13 protein-coding genes and 10 pseudogenes are annotated in these 16,667 nt (G+C 47.6%); 8 read left to right on the forward strand and 15 right to left on the reverse strand.

Features of this window, described 5'->3' with window-relative positions:
• Positions 1-36 precede the first annotated feature (36 nt).
• Positions 37-519, forward strand: a pseudogene (istB, locus tag QUE74_RS27495) (IS21-like element helper ATPase IstB); the annotation flags it as partial.
• 67 nt (positions 520-586) lie between these two features.
• Positions 587-1,249, forward strand: a pseudogene (locus QUE74_RS27500) (IS3 family transposase); the annotation flags it as partial.
• A 57-nt stretch (positions 1,250-1,306) separates the two neighbouring features.
• Here the strand turns inward: QUE74_RS27500 and QUE74_RS27505 are convergent.
• The 10 genes and pseudogenes from QUE74_RS27505 to QUE74_RS27550 form a co-directional block, all read right to left on the reverse strand.
• Positions 1,307-2,514, reverse strand: a pseudogene (locus tag QUE74_RS27505) (IS256 family transposase).
• Between the two features lie 483 nt (positions 2,515-2,997).
• The gene (locus QUE74_RS27510) at positions 2,998-3,279 is read right to left on the reverse strand and encodes a type II toxin-antitoxin system RelE family toxin (RefSeq protein WP_000220564.1); all 282 of its coding nucleotides are present in this window, start codon (positions 3,277-3,279) and stop codon (positions 2,998-3,000) included.
• Positions 3,269-3,520 carry a type II toxin-antitoxin system Phd/YefM family antitoxin gene (locus QUE74_RS27515; protein WP_000121742.1) on the reverse strand — a complete coding sequence of 84 codons (252 nt, stop codon included), beginning with the start codon at positions 3,518-3,520 and terminating at the stop codon, positions 3,269-3,271. The genes QUE74_RS27510 and QUE74_RS27515 overlap by 11 nt, the downstream gene beginning before the upstream one ends.
• A 275-nt stretch (positions 3,521-3,795) precedes the next feature.
• Positions 3,796-4,815 (reverse strand): IS110 family RNA-guided transposase, encoded by a 1,020-nt coding sequence (locus QUE74_RS27520; protein WP_024262278.1) that lies wholly within the window; start codon positions 4,813-4,815, stop codon positions 3,796-3,798.
• A 519-nt stretch (positions 4,816-5,334) separates the two neighbouring features.
• Positions 5,335-6,445 (reverse strand): IS3 family transposase gene (locus tag QUE74_RS27525; protein ID WP_097638450.1). Its coding sequence is split into 2 segments (ribosomal slippage): positions 5,335-6,193 and positions 6,192-6,445, totalling 1,113 coding nucleotides; the frame shifts between segments, so codons are not numbered across the junction.
• A 79-nt stretch (positions 6,446-6,524) separates the two neighbouring features.
• Positions 6,525-7,328 (reverse strand): annotated as a pseudogene (locus tag QUE74_RS27530) (IS256-like element IS1414 family transposase); the annotation flags it as partial.
• A gap of 171 nt (positions 7,329-7,499) precedes the next feature.
• Positions 7,500-8,120, reverse strand: coding sequence for a hypothetical protein (locus QUE74_RS27535; protein ID WP_000269722.1), 621 nt, complete (start codon positions 8,118-8,120; stop codon positions 7,500-7,502).
• Between the two features lie 588 nt (positions 8,121-8,708).
• Complete coding sequence (locus tag QUE74_RS27540) at positions 8,709-9,218, reverse strand: hypothetical protein (RefSeq protein ID WP_000348340.1); 510 nt, start codon at positions 9,216-9,218, stop codon at positions 8,709-8,711.
• Between the two features lie 230 nt (positions 9,219-9,448).
• Positions 9,449-9,731: pseudogene (locus QUE74_RS27545) on the reverse strand (CopG family ribbon-helix-helix protein).
• 118 nt (positions 9,732-9,849) lie between these two features.
• The gene (locus QUE74_RS27550; RefSeq protein WP_286332279.1) at positions 9,850-10,164 is read right to left on the reverse strand and encodes a type II toxin-antitoxin system PemK/MazF family toxin; all 315 of its coding nucleotides are present in this window, start codon (positions 10,162-10,164) and stop codon (positions 9,850-9,852) included.
• A gap of 65 nt (positions 10,165-10,229) precedes the next feature.
• Between QUE74_RS27550 and istA the strand changes: the two genes are divergently transcribed.
• Together istA and istB (QUE74_RS27560) are read left to right on the forward strand one after the other, a co-directional pair.
• Complete coding sequence (gene istA / locus QUE74_RS27555; RefSeq protein WP_000952431.1) at positions 10,230-11,402, forward strand: IS21-like element ISEc62 family transposase; 1,173 nt, start codon at positions 10,230-10,232, stop codon at positions 11,400-11,402.
• On the forward strand, positions 11,402-12,196 hold the full coding sequence (gene istB / locus QUE74_RS27560; RefSeq protein ID WP_000544800.1) for an IS21-like element helper ATPase IstB: 795 nt from the start codon (positions 11,402-11,404) through the stop codon (positions 12,194-12,196). Before istA ends, istB (QUE74_RS27560) begins: the two co-directional genes overlap by 1 nt.
• Positions 12,197-12,312: 116 nt before the next feature.
• Here istB (QUE74_RS27560) and pemI read toward each other — a convergent pair whose 3' ends face one another.
• A complete protein-coding gene (pemI, locus tag QUE74_RS27570) occupies positions 12,313-12,570 on the reverse strand; it encodes a type II toxin-antitoxin system antitoxin PemI (RefSeq protein ID WP_000557618.1) in 258 nt (85 codons plus the stop codon).
• A 92-nt stretch (positions 12,571-12,662) separates the two neighbouring features.
• Positions 12,663-12,863 (reverse strand): annotated as a pseudogene (locus QUE74_RS27575) (CPBP family glutamic-type intramembrane protease); the annotation flags it as partial.
• Between the two features lie 128 nt (positions 12,864-12,991).
• Between QUE74_RS27575 and QUE74_RS27580 the strand changes: the two are divergent.
• A pseudogene (locus QUE74_RS27580) lies at positions 12,992-13,180 on the forward strand (TraX family protein); the annotation flags it as partial.
• Between the two features lie 49 nt (positions 13,181-13,229).
• Complete coding sequence (gene uilS, locus QUE74_RS27585; RefSeq protein WP_000704517.1) at positions 13,230-14,090, forward strand: UilS family quorum-quenching N-acyl-homoserine lactonase; 861 nt, start codon at positions 13,230-13,232, stop codon at positions 14,088-14,090.
• A gap of 92 nt (positions 14,091-14,182) precedes the next feature.
• Here uilS and QUE74_RS27590 read toward each other — a convergent pair.
• Both QUE74_RS27590 and QUE74_RS27595 read right to left on the reverse strand, forming a co-directional pair.
• Positions 14,183-14,347, reverse strand: a pseudogene (locus tag QUE74_RS27590) (IS256 family transposase); the annotation flags it as partial.
• Positions 14,344-14,553: a hypothetical protein gene (locus tag QUE74_RS27595; RefSeq protein WP_136752748.1), complete on the reverse strand. Its 210-nt coding sequence runs from the start codon at positions 14,551-14,553 to the stop codon at positions 14,344-14,346. The pseudogene QUE74_RS27590 and the gene QUE74_RS27595, both read right to left, overlap by 4 nt.
• A gap of 350 nt (positions 14,554-14,903) precedes the next feature.
• Between QUE74_RS27595 and QUE74_RS27600 the strand changes: the two are divergent.
• Positions 14,904-15,025 (forward strand): annotated as a pseudogene (locus QUE74_RS27600) (hypothetical protein); the annotation flags it as partial.
• 17 nt (positions 15,026-15,042) lie between these two features.
• Here the strand turns inward: QUE74_RS27600 and QUE74_RS27605 are convergent.
• A protein-coding gene (locus QUE74_RS27605) for an IS3 family transposase (RefSeq protein WP_105279283.1) occupies positions 15,043-16,190 on the reverse strand; the annotation gives its coding sequence in 2 pieces (ribosomal slippage) (positions 15,043-15,953 and positions 15,953-16,190; 1,149 coding nt in all).
• A gap of 62 nt (positions 16,191-16,252) precedes the next feature.
• Between QUE74_RS27605 and QUE74_RS27610 the strand changes: the two are divergent.
• Positions 16,253-16,666: pseudogene (locus QUE74_RS27610) on the forward strand (L-lactate permease); the annotation flags it as partial.
• Position 16,667: the final 1 nt, after the last annotated feature.

A 16,667-nucleotide genomic window follows, 5' to 3' on the forward strand; every position in this document is an offset into this window, starting at 1 on the left:
GTTGGCGCGAGTCGGCAAAACTAGTTGACGTCTAATAAACGTAATGAAAATATCGTATTACTGGGGCCATCAGGTGTGGGGAAACCCCATCTGGCAATAGCGATGGGCTATGAAGCAGTCCGTGCAGGTATCAAAGTTCGCTTCACAACAGCAGCAGATCTGTTACTTCAGTTATCTACGGCACAACGTCAGGGCCGTTATAAAACGACGCTTCAGCGTGGAGTCATGGCCCCCCGCCTGCTCATCATTGATGAAATAGGCTATCTGCCGTTCAGTCAGGAAGAAGCAAAGCTGTTCTTCCAGGTCATCGCTAAACGTTACGAAAAGAGCGCAATGATCCTGACATCCAATCTGCCGCTCGGGCAGTGGGATCAAACGTTCGCCGGTGATGCAGCGCTGACCTCAGCGATGCTGGACCGTATCTTACACCACTCACATGTCGTTCAAATCAAAGGAGAAAGCTATCGACTCAGACAGAAACGAAAGGCCGGGGCTATAACAGAAGCTAATCCTGAGTAAAACGGTGGATCAATATTGGGCCGTTGGTGGAGATATAAGTGGATCACTTTTCATCCGTCGTTGACAACCACGCCTGACGGATGAACTGCGTGTTCAGGGTTACCACTTTAACGTAAAAACCGTGGCGGAAAGCCTGCGCCGTCAGGGGCTGAGGGCAAAGGCCTCCCGGAAGTTCAGCCCGGTCAGTTACCGCGCACATGGCCTGCCTGTGTCAGAAAATCTGCTGGAGCAGGATTTTTACGCCAGTGGTCCGAACCAGAAGTGGGCGGGAAACATCACGTACTTACGTACAGATGAAGGCTGGCTGTATCTGGCAGTGGTTATTGACCTGTGGTCATGTGCCGTTATTGGCTGGTCAATGTCGCCACGCATGACGGCGCAACTGGCCTGCGATGCCCTGCAGATGGCGCTGTGGCGGCGTCAGAGCTCCCGGAACGTTATCGTTCACACGGACCGCGGAAGCCAGTACTGTTCAGCAGATTATCAGGCGCTGCTGAAGCGGCATAATCTGCGTGGCAGTATGAACGCAAAAGGATGCTGCTACGATAATACCTGCGTGGAAAGCTTCTTTCATCCGCTGAAAGTGGAATATCTCCACGGAGAACACTTTCGGGAAATAATGCGGGCAACAGTGTTTAATTATATCAAATGTGATTACAATCGCTGGCGACGGCACAGTAGGTGTGGTGGTCTCAGTCCGGAACAATTTGAAAACCAGAACCTCGCTTAGAGCTGTGTCCATATTACGAGGGTAGAGCCTGTCCATCATTCTGTGTAAATGCCTTTCTCAGAAGTGACCGTCAAGGCGGTCACCGAACTCGATAATAAATCGACTCATGGCTATCCGCCAGTCCTGAAGTGGCATCGTCCATTTCTGTGAGGCTGACTGGATAGCCAGCCACACCACTTTTTTCACCGATTCATCTGTCGGGAACACTTTCCGTTTCTTTATCGCATGTCTGATGACGCTATTCAGCGATTCGATTGCGTTAGTGGTGTAGATAACCTTGCGGATCGCCTCTGGGTACACGAAGAAGGTGGCAACATCGGCCAGTTTGCCCGCCAGCTGCGACTTATCTGCGGGTATCGTGCATCCCATTCCTTCCCGAACGCATCCAGCGCCTGCAACGCGCCTTCTTCCGTGGCTGCGCGGTAAACCTGTTTCAGGTCACGGGTTACCGCTTTATAGTCTTTCCACGCCACGAACCGCAGGCTGTTGCGTACCATGTGTACTATGCACAACTGGATCTGCATCTCCGGGTAGACGGCATTAATCGCTTCCGGGAAGCCTTTCAGGCCGTCCACGCAGGCGATAAGGATATCGTTCAGGCCGCGATTTTTCAGTTCCGTCAGTACATTCAGCCAGAACTTTGCACCTTCATTTTCGGCCAGCCACATACCTGGCAGCTCTTTCTGACCATCAAGGTTAATACCCAGAGCCAGGAACACCGCTTTGTTGATAACCCGGCGGTCCTGCCGTACTTTCAGGACAATACAGTCAAGATAAACAATGGGATAAATCGCATCCAGAGGATGGTTTTGCCATTCTACAACCTGGTCGATTACGGCATCGGTGACTTTCGATATCAGCGCCGGAGAGACGTCTGCATCGTACATTTCTTTGAAGACTGAGGTAATTTCGCGGGTAGTCATCCCTCTGGCATACAGCGCCAGGATCTGGTTGTCCATGCCGGTAATGCGGGTCTGATTTTTCTTCACCAGTTGTGGTTCGAAGGAACCATCACGATCACGAGAGGTACGTAATTCCATCGGCCCGTCGGTAGTGGTGACGGTTTTCGTGGAATAGCCAAATCGGGAATTGGTTCCCGATTTGGGCTGATTTTTTTCATGTCCCAGATGGTGAGTCAGTTCAGCGTTGAGAACAGCCTCAACACTGATTTTCTTGAGCAGGCGATCGAACTGACTGAGATCTTCAGGGGTTTTGAGATTTTTGGCCAGTTCGTTAGCCAGAGCCTGCAATTGTTTGTCATCCATAATTTAACCTTCATTTGATGTTGAATTGAACATATCAAAATCAGGCAATTACACAAATCTATGTACAGGCTCCATTTTTGGGGAAATGGAGCGAAAAATCGCCATCGATACCCTGAATCAATCAATGCCAGCAATTAAATTGGTTATACTGTCAACGCCACGATGTTTGACCGTTGACCGTCTTATATCACTGGCGCTGACAATACTTATTACTTGACGTTCTGGCTGTGTTGAATAACCATCCATTTTGGGGTGTTTTTTTAATCTTTTCGGGGTTTAAATTCCTGTCGTTCAAGTTGACGTAAGATCTCTGTGGTTACAGATTTAGCGTAGTTTTGCATTTTTAACCTCCCGCCCACTTTAAGCTATGGATGAAAAGGAACCAGTTTACCTTTCTGGTTTTTATTAACCTACATTTGCAGGTGTTGCAAATGTTTATGCTCTCGTTCTGACAGAAAAGAGTCAATCATTTGATAATTAATCTTAGCGCAAATCTGCGATCTGATAGACTTCGCTGCTTTCTCTTCTTCCAACGGCAATAACGAGTAAAACGACTTTCTCATCAATGACTTGATATACAAGTCTGTAGCCAGATGAACGAAGTTTGATTTTATAACGATCAGCATGACCATGTAATCGGGCTGCAGGTGCGCGTGGATTTTCCAGCCGTTCTGACAGTTTCTTTTTGAATTGTTCACGGATGGTGTGGCCGAGTTTCTGCCATTCCTTCAGTGCTCTGCGGTCAAAAGCCAGTTCATAGGTCATCCAGGCTAACCTTCACAATTTCCGGTTTTTTCATGCGCTCATCAGCAACAGCGTTTAACTCAGCATCTTCAGCGAGTTCCCGATAGTAGGCGTAAAGTTTTGGTGGAACGCAATAGAACGCCGGTTCGTTTCGGTTCAGGATTGCAACAGCGTCCCCTTCACCTTCAGCTACGGTTCCCATAGGATTTTTTTTTAGGTCAGTAATACTGGCCGCTGTGGTTGTCAGGATTTGATAACTCATAAGCCCTGTATGAACGCCTCCCCGTTTGCAAGGCTTCCGTTGTTCTGACATCGACGAGTAGTTGCAGCTCTGTATCCGGCCTTATTGCAGCCAGAGCTGCGGGCCACTATGAGATTCGCTGACCTGAGCCTTATTCTCCGTGCGGACTTGATGTCCATGGGCCTATTCAGGTTTATCAGGTCACGGTCTTACCTGTCGTTGTCATCACATCGGCCGCCATAGCAACCTTTCAGCATTCACCCTTTTTAAGGTTTGATGTTTATCAGTCTCAGCAATTAATATGGTCTGATACTGACGTGATTCTTGTCGTATTTACGTCCGTGAGCAGCTATTGCCCACACTGTTCGTGCCAGCTTGTTTGCCATTGCGACGATTGCCACACTGGCCGGACGACATTTTTTCAGTGCGGTTATCCACGGGCCTGGTTCTCTGGTCAGTAATGCTGCCGCCCTTGCTCCGTGGATAAACAATGTCCGGAGGTAGGGATCACCACGTTTACTTATCCCCAGCAGGCGGATTTTTCCTCCTGAGCCAGTCTGTCTGGGCACCAGACCAACATAAGCCGCGAACTCTCGCCCTGATTTAAATGCAGATGCTTCCCCCATGGTGGCCACCGCTGCCGTCGCAATAAGTGGTCCAATGCAGGGAATATCCAGCAACCGCTTACAGGTTTCATTCTGCCTGGCCACACTGGTAAGCTGTTTTTCGATATCATCTATCAGTGAGTCCATCTCACTCAGTCTGTTGTACTGGTCTTCCAGCACCGTAATGAGATACGGTGGCAGTCTTTCTTTCATCCGCTCCAGTGCTTCAGGGAACTCCCGCTCCATCGCTGCCCGACCTTTGTGAATGCTTTCACCAAACTCCAGTAACGTCCCGTGCAGGGCATTAATTTGTGCGGTCCGGAACTTCACCAGTTGCCTGCGGGTCCGGTGCAGAACAAGAACTGACTGCTGTTCTTCTGTTTTGACGGCGATTTCTTTACCTGGCTGCTGAACTGCCATCCAGATAGCCCTGGCATCCATCACATCATTCTTATTGCCCATGACAAATGCCTTAACGAAGCGGGCCTGCAACAACCGGACTTTATGACCCAGTTTTGTCAGTTCCCGGGCCCAGTGCTGAGAGCCTCCACAGGCTTTCATGCCAATCAGGCAAGGTTCGCGGTTACTAAAGAACGTCAGAAAATCTCTGCTGCGTAGTTGCTTATCCACCACTTCCCCTGTGTGCTCATTGATGAAGTGAACCTGAATCAGATGTTTTGCGATATCAACGCCAACCGGTGTATATTTTATTTGTTGAGTCTCCAGTCTGAGGGAGTCTTATGCATCCCGTATTGGACTATGATGCCGGAAATCTGCGAAACTCCACACCTTCCTGTATTTTCTCGCCATCTACCTTTGTGCTCCGGATTTAATGGTGGGAGGCGTTCATCTCATTCTCCGTTTGTCTTATTGTCATAATAGCATCTTTAAAAGCACTCTTAAAAGCGCTTGCATTGAAAAAAACATCAGAACAGGTGAGATATATCTCTTTCCGGCATCGCCTTAAAACACTTTGAATCCCGTTCTGAACATTTTCTCCATTTCGTTGCAATCAGTCCTAGCTTAACGGCTGTTAACGCCGTTCAACGCTTTTTAACGGCCTTGTTGCTGTGATCTGCTGTCATGATCCAGATAGCAGTTCAATCTTGATCAAAACTTCCGCGAGGCAACAATTGTTTTGTGAATACCCTCTAAAACGTGCAGTATCGCATTCTAAGCGATTTTTTCCATTTCACATGTTTTCCTCATGGTTATGTAAATAGACCCGTTTTAGTTCCATGCATTTTTTGAGAACCCGGCCAAATAATGGTGAAGTCGGTATTCCTCCGGTGTCATATTGTTCAGTGATTCATGCGGGCGTTCATAGTTATATTCTGATAACCATTTCTCCGTAATTTCCTGTACTTCATTCAGCGTTCTGAACAGATAAAAATCGAGTATTTCTGTACGGTATGTCCTGTTAAAACGCTCAATGAAAGCGTTCTGCGTCGGCTTACCCGGCTGGATGAACTCCACTTTTACTGCGTGTATCTCTGCCCATTCAGCCAGCGCCAGAGAGATAAATTCCGGACCATTATCCATGCGTAGCATGACCGGATAACCGCGGTTTGCCGCGATCCTGTCAAGTACACGGACCACTCGCAGAGCTGGCAGATTCAGATCGATTTCAATCGATAACGCCTCACGATTAAAGTCATCAACGACATTGAACGTGCGAAAACGACGGCCACAGGCCAGCGCATCATGCATAAAATCGACAGACCAGCTCTGGTTCAGCGCTTCTGGCGTAGCCAGTGGCGAGGGATTACGCACCGGAAACCGTTGTTTGCCTTTACGGCGAAAATTCAGCTTCAGCAGACAATAAATACGATGGATCCTTTTGTGATTCCACGGGTATCCTTGCCGTCGCAGAATCTGGAAAAGCTTCGGAAAGCCGTATCGTGGGTATCGCTCAGCCGCAGCCTGCAGGGCGGCAATAACGGGTTCATCACGCGTGGTATCCGGGCGGTAATGGTAAACCGTTCTGCTCAGGTTCAGACTCCGGCAGGCCTGACGGATACTGAGTCCGAATGTCGTTATTAGATGAGTGACCAGCTCACGCTTAAAGGCTGGTTTTAAAGCTTTTTTCGATAACGTCTTTCAGCGCCCGGTTTTCCAGACTCAGGTCAGCAAACATCTGTTTGAGACGGCGGTTCTCGTCCTCAAGATCCTTTATTTTTTTAATATCAGAAGCTTCCATGCCGCCGTATCTGGACTTCCAGTTGTAGTCGGTCGCTTCAGAGATACCGGCCTCCCGGCAGACATCTTTAACGGTTCGTCCGGCTTCAACTGACTTAATCACAGCGATGATCTGATGCTCAGTAAAACGGGCTTTACGCATAGCGATCTCCTTCGTTAGCAGATTGATTATGCCGGATGATCTCTAAATATGAATGGCACGATTATGCGGGATACTTACACTTCCATGACACGAAGCGCAGGCTGTTGCGCACCATATGCACGATGCATAACTGGATGCGGGCCTTCGGATATACTGTGTTGATGGCATCCGGGAAGCCTTTCAGGCCATCCACACAGGCGATGAGGATATCGTTCAGACCGCGGTTTTTCAGTTCAGTCAGCACATTGAGCCAGAACTTCGCCCCTTCATTTTCGGCCAGCCACATACCTGGCAGTTCTTTCTGACCTTCGATATTGATGCCCAGTGCCAGGAACACCGATTTGTTGATGACGCGACTGTCATGCCGAACTTTCAGGACGATACAGTCAAGATAAACAATGGGGTAAACAGCATCCAGTGGTCGGTTTTGCCATTCTACAACCTGCTCCATCACGGCATCGGTAACCTTTGATATCAGTGCCGGTGAAACATCTGCGTCATACAGTTCTTTGAACGCAGCGGCTATCTCACGGGTGGTCATCCCTTTGGCATACAACGAGAGGAGCTGGTTATCCATCCCGGTAATACGGGTCTGATTTTTCTTTACCAGTTGTGGTTCGAAGGTACCGTCACGATCGCGCGGAGTACGCAGTTCCAGTGGACCGTCGCCTGTGATAACGGTCTTTGTGGAATAACCGTTGCGGGAGTTAGCTCCTGGTCTGGACTGATTTTTCTCATACCCAAGATGGTGTGTCATCTCTGCATTGAGAGCGGCTTCAACGCTGAGCTTTTTCAGCAGCCGATCAAACTGACTGAGGTCTTCAGGGGTTTTGAGGTTTTTGGCCAGTTCGTTAGCCAGAGCCTGTAACTGTTTGTCGTCCATAAATTAACCTTCATTTGATGCTGGATTGAACATATCAAAATCAGGCAATTACACAAATCTATGTACAGGCTCCCCTACACGTCAAAACCTGCCAAACATGCTTCAAAATCAATAAATTCGCTGTATCGGAAATTTCAGCGTTTCCGACGTACACCCCCATACTCATCTTGTTTACCTCCTTCTCAGGGCGTTTAGTCTCCTGGATTCCCGGGGCAGTTCATAAACAGTCTCTCCAGGTGCTCTTTTTCCTGAATACCTTGGAGCTTGAGTATTCCCTCTGACAAAATTTACCCGCCATCTGTCAGGAAGTTTCAGCAGGCCAGCAGATATTAACCGTATCATAGAATCAATAAATCCAACACCTTCATGTCCGAATATAGTTACAGCAGAACGTTTATAGGCTGACATGTAGCCAATTTTAATATCAGAGTATAGTTCATTTTTTATATCTTCTAAGTAAGATTTGGCACCCAAATAGCAACATTTAAAACTAATGATACCAACTTCCTTTAGCCCTAAAATAGACAATAGTTCCACAAACTCAAAAGGAGACATCAATCCAATCTTTTGGGCTCTTAAATATCTAGCATCAGCATGTGCAATCACAATTAATTTATCATCAATAGTGACATCTGAGAACTCCTTACCTGTACATCCTCCATTATCAATAACTTTTCTAATATTCACCTCTCTATTGCTATCTATATTATATCTTTTTCTGTATGATTTCACAGAGTCTCTAAGAGCTGCACCTCTATCATCTAAAACCAACAGAAATACTTTACTCCACATAATTACACCTATTGTTTATCTATCAACATATTATTCTGTATAACAGAATTTTCAACTACCGGAAGATTAAAAGTTATTCAACGCAACCAGCACCACATTATTTTATCAACACCAATCAAATAGGGATCATTGAATATTATCTGTGAATTACGCCGTTTTCTTACACTATCCATTATGACATACATAATATTTACTCAGAAACATATATATCAATAACATAATCCCCTCCCTTTCTGTTAAATATATTAGCTATCCTTACTCTTTCTTTTATGTACATTCTGTTTCACTCTTTCAACTCAATTCGTTTTCTGGTTAGGCTTGAGTGATAAATACCAACCATACCAATAAAAGATGAGCTTAAAAGTAACTTATTAATATCATTTTGACTTATCATAATTACATTACAATTGTTTTCTGTTGTTACAACAAACAACCATTCACCTGTTGGTATTATTTTTGTCATCAACACATATTCCCATATAATTATTTTAAATACGACAATGGTTAATTCTCAGAGCGATTAGCAGCCTATCAAATAATGACCGTAATCTGGTAAATTTTTTCATGATAACAGAGGAATACAAGAAACTAAGATCTATAGAGGTTAAGTGTATATGGATTAATAACCAGTGTCTCATTTAATCTTCCAATTACTCTATGAAAATCATGTGAGCTATGTGTTGAACATTCCCATTTTCCACTATTGATGTTTAATGGGTCTTGAATAATGATTTTATTATTTTTCGTTGAAACACCAATGATCAGAACATAGTGATTAACGCCTCCTAAAAAACCAAAATCAGCCAGGCCTAGTTTACCAGAAGCAATAATTGGACCATATTTTAGTAGAGCCTTTTTATAATCTTTAATATTAGGGGGAATTAAAATTGTATGACAACAACTATCTTCAGGAGAAAAACCATACCCCAATCTATTTCTTTTGAACTTCCCTTTTAAAATCGTACTAGGTATACTATATTTTTCACAATACCAGTTAATCAGTGCATCCTGACAATACCACCCACAGTTCAGGTCAACAAAACAACCAATTCCCGGACGCCACTGATGCTTCATATTTACTTTATAAACAAAATCCATAAATCTCCTGTAGTTTTGTAATTTTAGAACTTTCTCAACAATCCCTTCGTTGTATTAAAATACTGTACCAGTATATTTCATGTATTTTAGATTGTTACCAGTGTAGTAGTCAATAAAAATGCTTATTTTTCATATATCTATTTTAACAATAATACTACGTTATAATTATAAAGCCTTAGCACTATAATATTCAACCAGCAGCAACCATTTTACTTGTCGGCATCAGAAAATCATATAAAATAGCCTGTTTGATAATCCAGCCCCGGGAGAGTTCCAGTTTGGGGGCCATCTGGTAGATGCACGGTAATTACTTTTGTTGCTATTTCATCCCGCCATGCAGCAGCAGAGGATTCGACCATATTATGGGAAAGGACATCACCGCGTTCGAGTTGCTGACGTCCCTGCCTCAACCAGGTCACGGAACCAGGTATTATGCTGCCGTTCAACGGTCTGGCGCATAAAATCCCGGATTAACCGAGAGCCATTACGGTCCATGCTTTTTGCAGAGGCCATAAAAGCATCCTTCAGGAGAGCATGAAAAACCCTAGGGCAGTCACTGAATGAGGGACCAGCAGCGGTTTTAGTGCCCTAAATCGTACGTTTTCGTCCGGTTCCCCCTCAACCCCCATGTTCAAGTTAGAATTGTGGACAGGCGGCCAAGAACTTCGTTCATGATAGTCTCAGGAACCCGTTCGAGTCGTTTTCCGCCTCGGGCTTTCATATCAATTGTCCGGGGTTGATCGCAACGCACAACTCCTGTGGTATGTATACCAACACCATCCAACGACACAGCAAAGCCGGCAGTGCGGGCAAAATTGCCTCCGCTGGTTACGGGAACAACAACAGGCAGGCGGGTCACACGATTAAAGGCCGCCGGTGTGACAATCAGCACCGGCCGCGTTCCCTGCTGTGTCAGCGCCAATGATATAAGACAGTAATTCACCATTTGGATTGTCCGCTCCACCCAACATGTTGTTTCCTTAAGGTTCCTACACCACAAAGGGAACACTCATGCTGAGCAGAGAGGACTTTTACATGATAAAGCAAATGCGCCAGCAAGGTGCGTATATTGTTGATATTGCCACTCAGGTTGGTTGCTCTGAGCGGACTGTCAGACGGTACCTGAAATACCCGGAACCTCCGGCCAGAAAAACACGCCACAAAATGGCCAAACTCAAGCCGTTCATGGACTATATCGACATGCGTCTGGCTGAGAATGTCTGGAACGGCGAGGTCATCCTGGCGGAAATCAAAGCGATGGGTTATACCGGTGGCCGTTCCATGTTGCGTTACTACATCCAGCCCAAACGTAAGATGCGGCCATCGAAGAAAACGGTTCGCTTCGAAACTCAGCCCGGTTACCAGCTACAGCATGACTGGGGAGAAGTTGAGGCTGAGGTTGCCGGGCAACGATGCAGGGTTAACTTCGCGGTTAATACGCTGGGGTTCTCACGTCGCTTCCATGTCTTCGCGGCACCAAAGCAGGATGCTGAACATACCTATGAGTCACTGGTCCGCGCCTTTCGCTACTTCGGCGGCAGCGTGAAAACCGTGCTGGTCGATAACCAGAAAGCCGCAGTGCTGAAAAATAACAACGGGAAGGTGGTGTTCAACTCCGGGTTCCTGCTGCTGGCCGATCACTATGGCTTCCTGCCACGGGCCTGCCGTCCACGAAGGGCCAGAACCAAAGGTAAGGTGGAACGGATGGTGAAATACCTCAAGGAAAACTTCTTCGTCCGGTACCGCCGGTTCGACAGCTTCGCCCATGTTAATCAGCTACTGGAGCAGTGGATGGCTGACGTTGCCGACAGGCGGGAACTTCGCCAGTTCAGGCAGACACCGGAACAGCGCTTCACGCAGGAACAGGTGCATCTGCAGGCGCTGCCAGGTACGGACTTCGATACCAGCTACTTCGATATCCGTCATGTCTCCTGGGATGGCTATATCGAGGTTGGCGGGAACCGTTACAGCGTGCCGGAAAGCCTGTGTGGCCAGCCGGTATCAATACGGATCTCGCTGGATGATGAACTGCGGATCTACAGTAATGAGCAACAGGTAGCATCGCACCGTCTCTGTTCGGCTGTATACGGCTGGCAGACCGTGCCGGAGCATCACGCCCCACTCTGGCAGCAGGTCAGTCAGGTGGAACACAGGCCGTTGAGTGCCTATGAGGAGCTGTTGTGATGCATGAACTGGAGACACTGCTGGGTCGTCTTAAAATGGAACATCTGGGCTACCACGTTGAAAGCCTGCTGGAGCAGGCGGCCAAAAAAGAACTGAACTACCGCGAGTTCCTGTGCATGGCGTTGCAGCAGGAATGGAACGGGAGGCATCAGCGCAGTATGGAGTCCCGGCTGAAACAGGCCCGCTTCCCGTGGGTCAAAACGCTGGAGCAGTTCGACTTCGGCTTCCAGCCAGGTATCGATCGTAAGGTCGTCCGTGAGCTGGCCGGGCTGGCGTTCGTGGAGCGTAGCGAGAACGTGATCCTGCTGGGTCCGCCTGGTGTGGGTAAAACGCACCTGGCAGTCGCTCTCGGGGTAAAAGCGGCGGACGCTGGTCATCGGGTGCTGTTCATGCCACTGGATAAGCTGATCGCCACACTCATGAAGGCAAAACAGGAAAACCGGCTGGAAAAACAGCTACAGCAGCTTGGTTATGCCCGGGTACTGATACTGGATGAGATAGGCTATCTGCCGATGACCCGCGAGGAAGCCAGTCTGTTCTTCCGGTTGCTGAACCGTCGATATGAAAAAGCGAGCATCGTGCTGACGTCAAATAAAGGGTTCGCCGACTGGGGAGAGATGTTCGGCGATAACGTGCTGGCAACGGCAATCCTGGATCGACTGCTACACCACTCAACCACACTGAACATCAAAGGAGAAAGCTACCGGTTAAAGGAAAAACGCAAAGCGGGAGTGCTGGCAAAAAACGCCACGCCAATCAGTGATGATGAAATGGCGGCAAGCGGACAACATTAATGACCAATAGCGGACATTAAAAATGGCGAAAAACGGCCAATAATCTTGGCGTTGACAGCTGCTCATGACCTGCGGTAGGATCAAGCGAGACAAGCCAAATTTCCCCTCTTTCCAAGTCAGATTTCCTCCTGACCAGTCGCCGGTGCATCCAGCCATTCTCGTTCTTCAGCTGATATTTCAGCATTCGGATCACACTGTGCCAGTAGCTCAGCCAGTGAATATTGCGGACGTCTGTGCGGCTCAACAATCAGCCGGCCATTATCAATGACCATGCCAACTTCATTATCTGTACCCAGAGACAGAGCATTCAGCAGTGCCGGTGGGACGGTCAGCATAACTGAGCCGCCAACCTTCTTCAGTCGGGTGGTATGCATTCTTCACCTCCATAAAAGTTATATTTAAATATAACATCCACTAAAAAAACACACCAGGCTTTAACGCGCAATGTTTAATAAAAATATAACTTTCAACCAAACAGTAAAACCAGCGTGGTTGCTTCCATATGCAGCAATACCAGCAGCAGGCCACCACTTCTGATCCTGGCCGCTGATGTAATCAACCCCACTAGGAACAGTTCTGCCAGTGTCAGCAGGTTCTGATACTGGCGGTGCGCGGCGACGAACAACAACGACGTTATCAGCGCCCCCAGCCACATCGTCCAGCACCAGCAGTACTGAAGGGGCCGCTTGGAATTCGGAAATTTTCCCACGTTAAAGGGGCTGCCTGTCAGATCTTTTCCGGTGACCATTGTTCGACACGTGGCCACAATCTCAGATCCCGGAATCAATCCGGCATATTCCGGTGCTTAACTTTGCCTCCAGTGACGCGGCGACGGAAGCCGGCCTTGTGATGACGGTGTTTACCGTTGCTCTGATGTTCAGTGCAGGGAAATTATTAACCCGTTTCTGTTCCGGAGATTTTTTCACAGTATTCTACACCTGTCATCTGGCTGTGCTGGGAATTCTGGCGTTGTGGCTGGTATGATACTGACGCTGATTCTGATTATTAATAAACTACATAACACAGGATATTTATGAAAATTACGGATCACAAACTCTCTGAAGGTATTGCCCTGACATTTCGTATTCCTGAAGGAAATATAAAACATCCTTTGATTATCTTATGCCATGGATTTTGTGGCATCCGTAATGTTCTGCTCCCTTGCTTTGCGAATGCCTTCACAGAAGCAGGATTTGCAACGATTACTTTTGATTATCGTGGATTCGGTCAGAGTGAGGGAGAACGAGGCCGTCTGGTTCCTGCAATGCAGACCGAAGATATTATTTCAGTTATCAATTGGGCAGAAAAGCAGGCATGTATTGATAATCAGCGTATTGGGTTATGGGGTACATCGCTGGGAGGGGGTCATGTGTTCAGTGCAGCTGCGCAGGATCAACGCGTACAATGTATTGTCAGCCAGCTAGCTTTTGCTGACGGTGATGTTCTGGTTACCGGAGACATGAATGAATCGGAGAGAGCTTCTTTTCTGTCCACGCTGAATAAAATGGCAGAGAAGAAGAAAAACACCGGGAAAGAGATGTTTGTGGGGGTTACACGGGTCCTAAGTGATGATGAATCGAAGGTATTCTTCGAGAAAATCAAAGCCCAGCATCCCGAAATGGATATAAAAATACCTTTCCTTACTGTCATGGAAACGTTGCAATATAAACCGGCAGAGAGTGCAGCCAGAGTTCAGTGCCCTGTTTTGGTTGTTATTGCAGGTCAGGATAACGTTAATCCGCCGGAACAGGGAAGAGCATTATATGATGCTGTTGCTTCTAGTACTAAGGAATTATACGAGGAAGCTGACGCATGCCATTATGATATTTATGAGGGCGCGTTTTTTGAACGTGTAGCAGCTGTGCAGACACAATGGTTTAAAAAATATATTTAATTGACAGTACTACTACGTTAAAGGGGACCGTCTGGAATTCGGAAATTTTCCCACGCTAAGAGTCTGTCAGGATTCTGTGTAAAAACCTTTTCTCAGAAGTGAGCATCCAGGCGGTCACCGAACTCGATAATCAAGCGGCTCATTGCCATACACCAGCCCTTCAACGACATCTTCCATTTCTGGGATGCAGACTGGATTGCCAGCCACCCTACTTTTTTTACCGAGTCGTCTGCCGGGAACACTTTACGCTGCATCAGAAAGGCGGGGTTACACCATCCGGCCAGTGAACGGTGCCACACTCCGGGCAGAACATGCCGCCGGCGCTGATACCGGCAAGAATGGTCGCAAATTCCCGCTCCGTACAGCGGGCGATTTCCGGATGCCCTTCGTCATCGATACGTACAAACCAGAAGACCAGCTTTTTGTTTCCGGCAACCATAACGGTAATTACAGACCATGACAAACCGCAGCCGTCAGGCTGCCTACCCGGCCGGTGGAGACGTTAGTCAGCAGCAAACCTTGTCTGGTTATTAAGACCGTAATCCTCAACAAGAGGAAGCCCGATAACCTGAGCACTTGGCCGGGATCTCAAAGAATAAATCTGGGATTCTGACGCTGGAAGCGGTCCTACCAATCAATAAAGCTCTTACATGTTTAGTCACAAATAAAACACAACAACATAAATTAATATCTCCAATATATAACAATTTATTACCTTACTCATGAAAACACTTTTTGTATAACGTTTACGCAGCGTGTGACAAAAACGAGCTACAGACTCCTGCACGATGTGTGAGTTCGAGGAGATCTGCAATGAATCTCTGGCAACAAAACTACGATCCCGCCGGGAATATCTGGCTTTCCAGCCTGATAGCATCGCTTCCCATCCTGTTTTTTTCTTTGCGTTGATTAAGCTCAAACTGAAAGGATACGTTGAATCGCCACGGATAATCTAGACACTTCCGAGCCGTTGATAATACTGGTTTTCATATTCTGTCGGTGACATCTGTTCGCTAGAACCATGCCGACGCTTACTGTTATAAAACATTTCGATGTAATCAAAAATATCACTGCGGGCTTCTTCCCGCGTTCCGTAGATCTTTTTCTTTATCCGTTCACGTTTCAACAACTGGAAAAAACTTTCTGCAACCGCATTATCATGGCAGTTACCGCGACGGCTCATGCTACCCTCCAGGCCGTGTGATTTCAGGAACGACTGCCACTCATGGCTTGTGTACTGACTGCCCTGATCCGAATGAACCAGCACCTGTTTTTCGGGATTACGCCGCCATACAGCCATCAGCAGTGCGTTCAGGACAATGTCCTTTGTCATCCGGGATTGCATGGACCAGCCGATAATTTTGCGTGAGAACAGATCAACAACAACGGCAAGATACAGCCAGCCTTCGTGGGTCCTGATGTAGGTTATGTCCGTTACCCAACGCTCATCAGGAGCATCCGGATTGAACTGTCGCTGGAGCCTGTTGGGTGACACGATACTGGCCTCGCCTTTACGTGCCCGCGGGCTTCGGTATCCGACCTGAGCCTTTATTCCGACACGTTTCATCAGTCTCCAGACTCTGTTGACTCCGCACTGTTGCCCGCTGTCACGCAGATCCAGATGGATTTTGCGATAACCATAGACGCATCCCGATTCCAGCCAGAACTGTTTAATCTGTCCTGTCAGTCTCAGGTCTGCATGATGGCGTTGTGAATGCGGCTGCTGAAGCCAGGCGTAAAAACCACTGGGATGAACATCCAACACCCGACAGAGCAGGCGAACAGGCCAGCAACAGGAGTTGTCACGGATAAAGGCGTACCTCAGTCGGACAGCTTTGCGAAGTACGCCGCGGCTTTTTTTAATATGTCCCGTTCGTCGGTAACCCGTTTCAGCTCTTTCTGGAGACGGCGGATCTCGGCCTGAGCATCTGACTGTTCTTTATTAGTAGAAGAATCCGGACCGTACTTCTTTATCCAGGCGTAAAGGCTGTGGGTGGTGATATCGAGACGTGTTGCAACGCTGGCAACAGAATAACCGCGATCAACAACCTGTTTGACTGCTTCAGTTTTAAACTCTTCGGGATAACGCTTACCGCTCATGGGCACCTCTCTTTAAGCCATCTTAAATGACTCTGAGGTGTCTGTTAAACCCGTGGCGATTCATCTCGATGAAAACCGGGCAGTTTGACATCATTCGCTCGTCTATTCTTTCGATACCCCCTGACCAGCGCCTGCAAATGCTGATCGTCGATTTCTGTTTCGGCGTTTTCCTTGACGGAGCCGCAGGCTTTGGCGCACCGGTAGCAATTACCGCCGCATTGCTGGTCGGTCCGGGCTTTAAACCACTGTACGCCGCCGGACTGTGCCTGATTGTTAACACCGCGCCAGTGGCATTTGGCGCGATGGGGATTCAGATTCTGGTCGCCGGGCAGGTCACAGGCATCGACAGCTTTGAGATTAGCCAGATGGTGGGGCGTCAGCTACCGTTTATGACCATTATCGTGCTGTTCTGGATCATGGCGATTATGGACGGCTGGCGCGGTATTAAAGAAACCTGGTCTGCGGTTGTGGTTGCGG

Origin of the sequence: Escherichia sp. 10290 (assembly GCF_030295155.1) — a bacterium.
Classification (GTDB): domain Bacteria; phylum Pseudomonadota; class Gammaproteobacteria; order Enterobacterales; family Enterobacteriaceae; genus Escherichia; species Escherichia coli_F.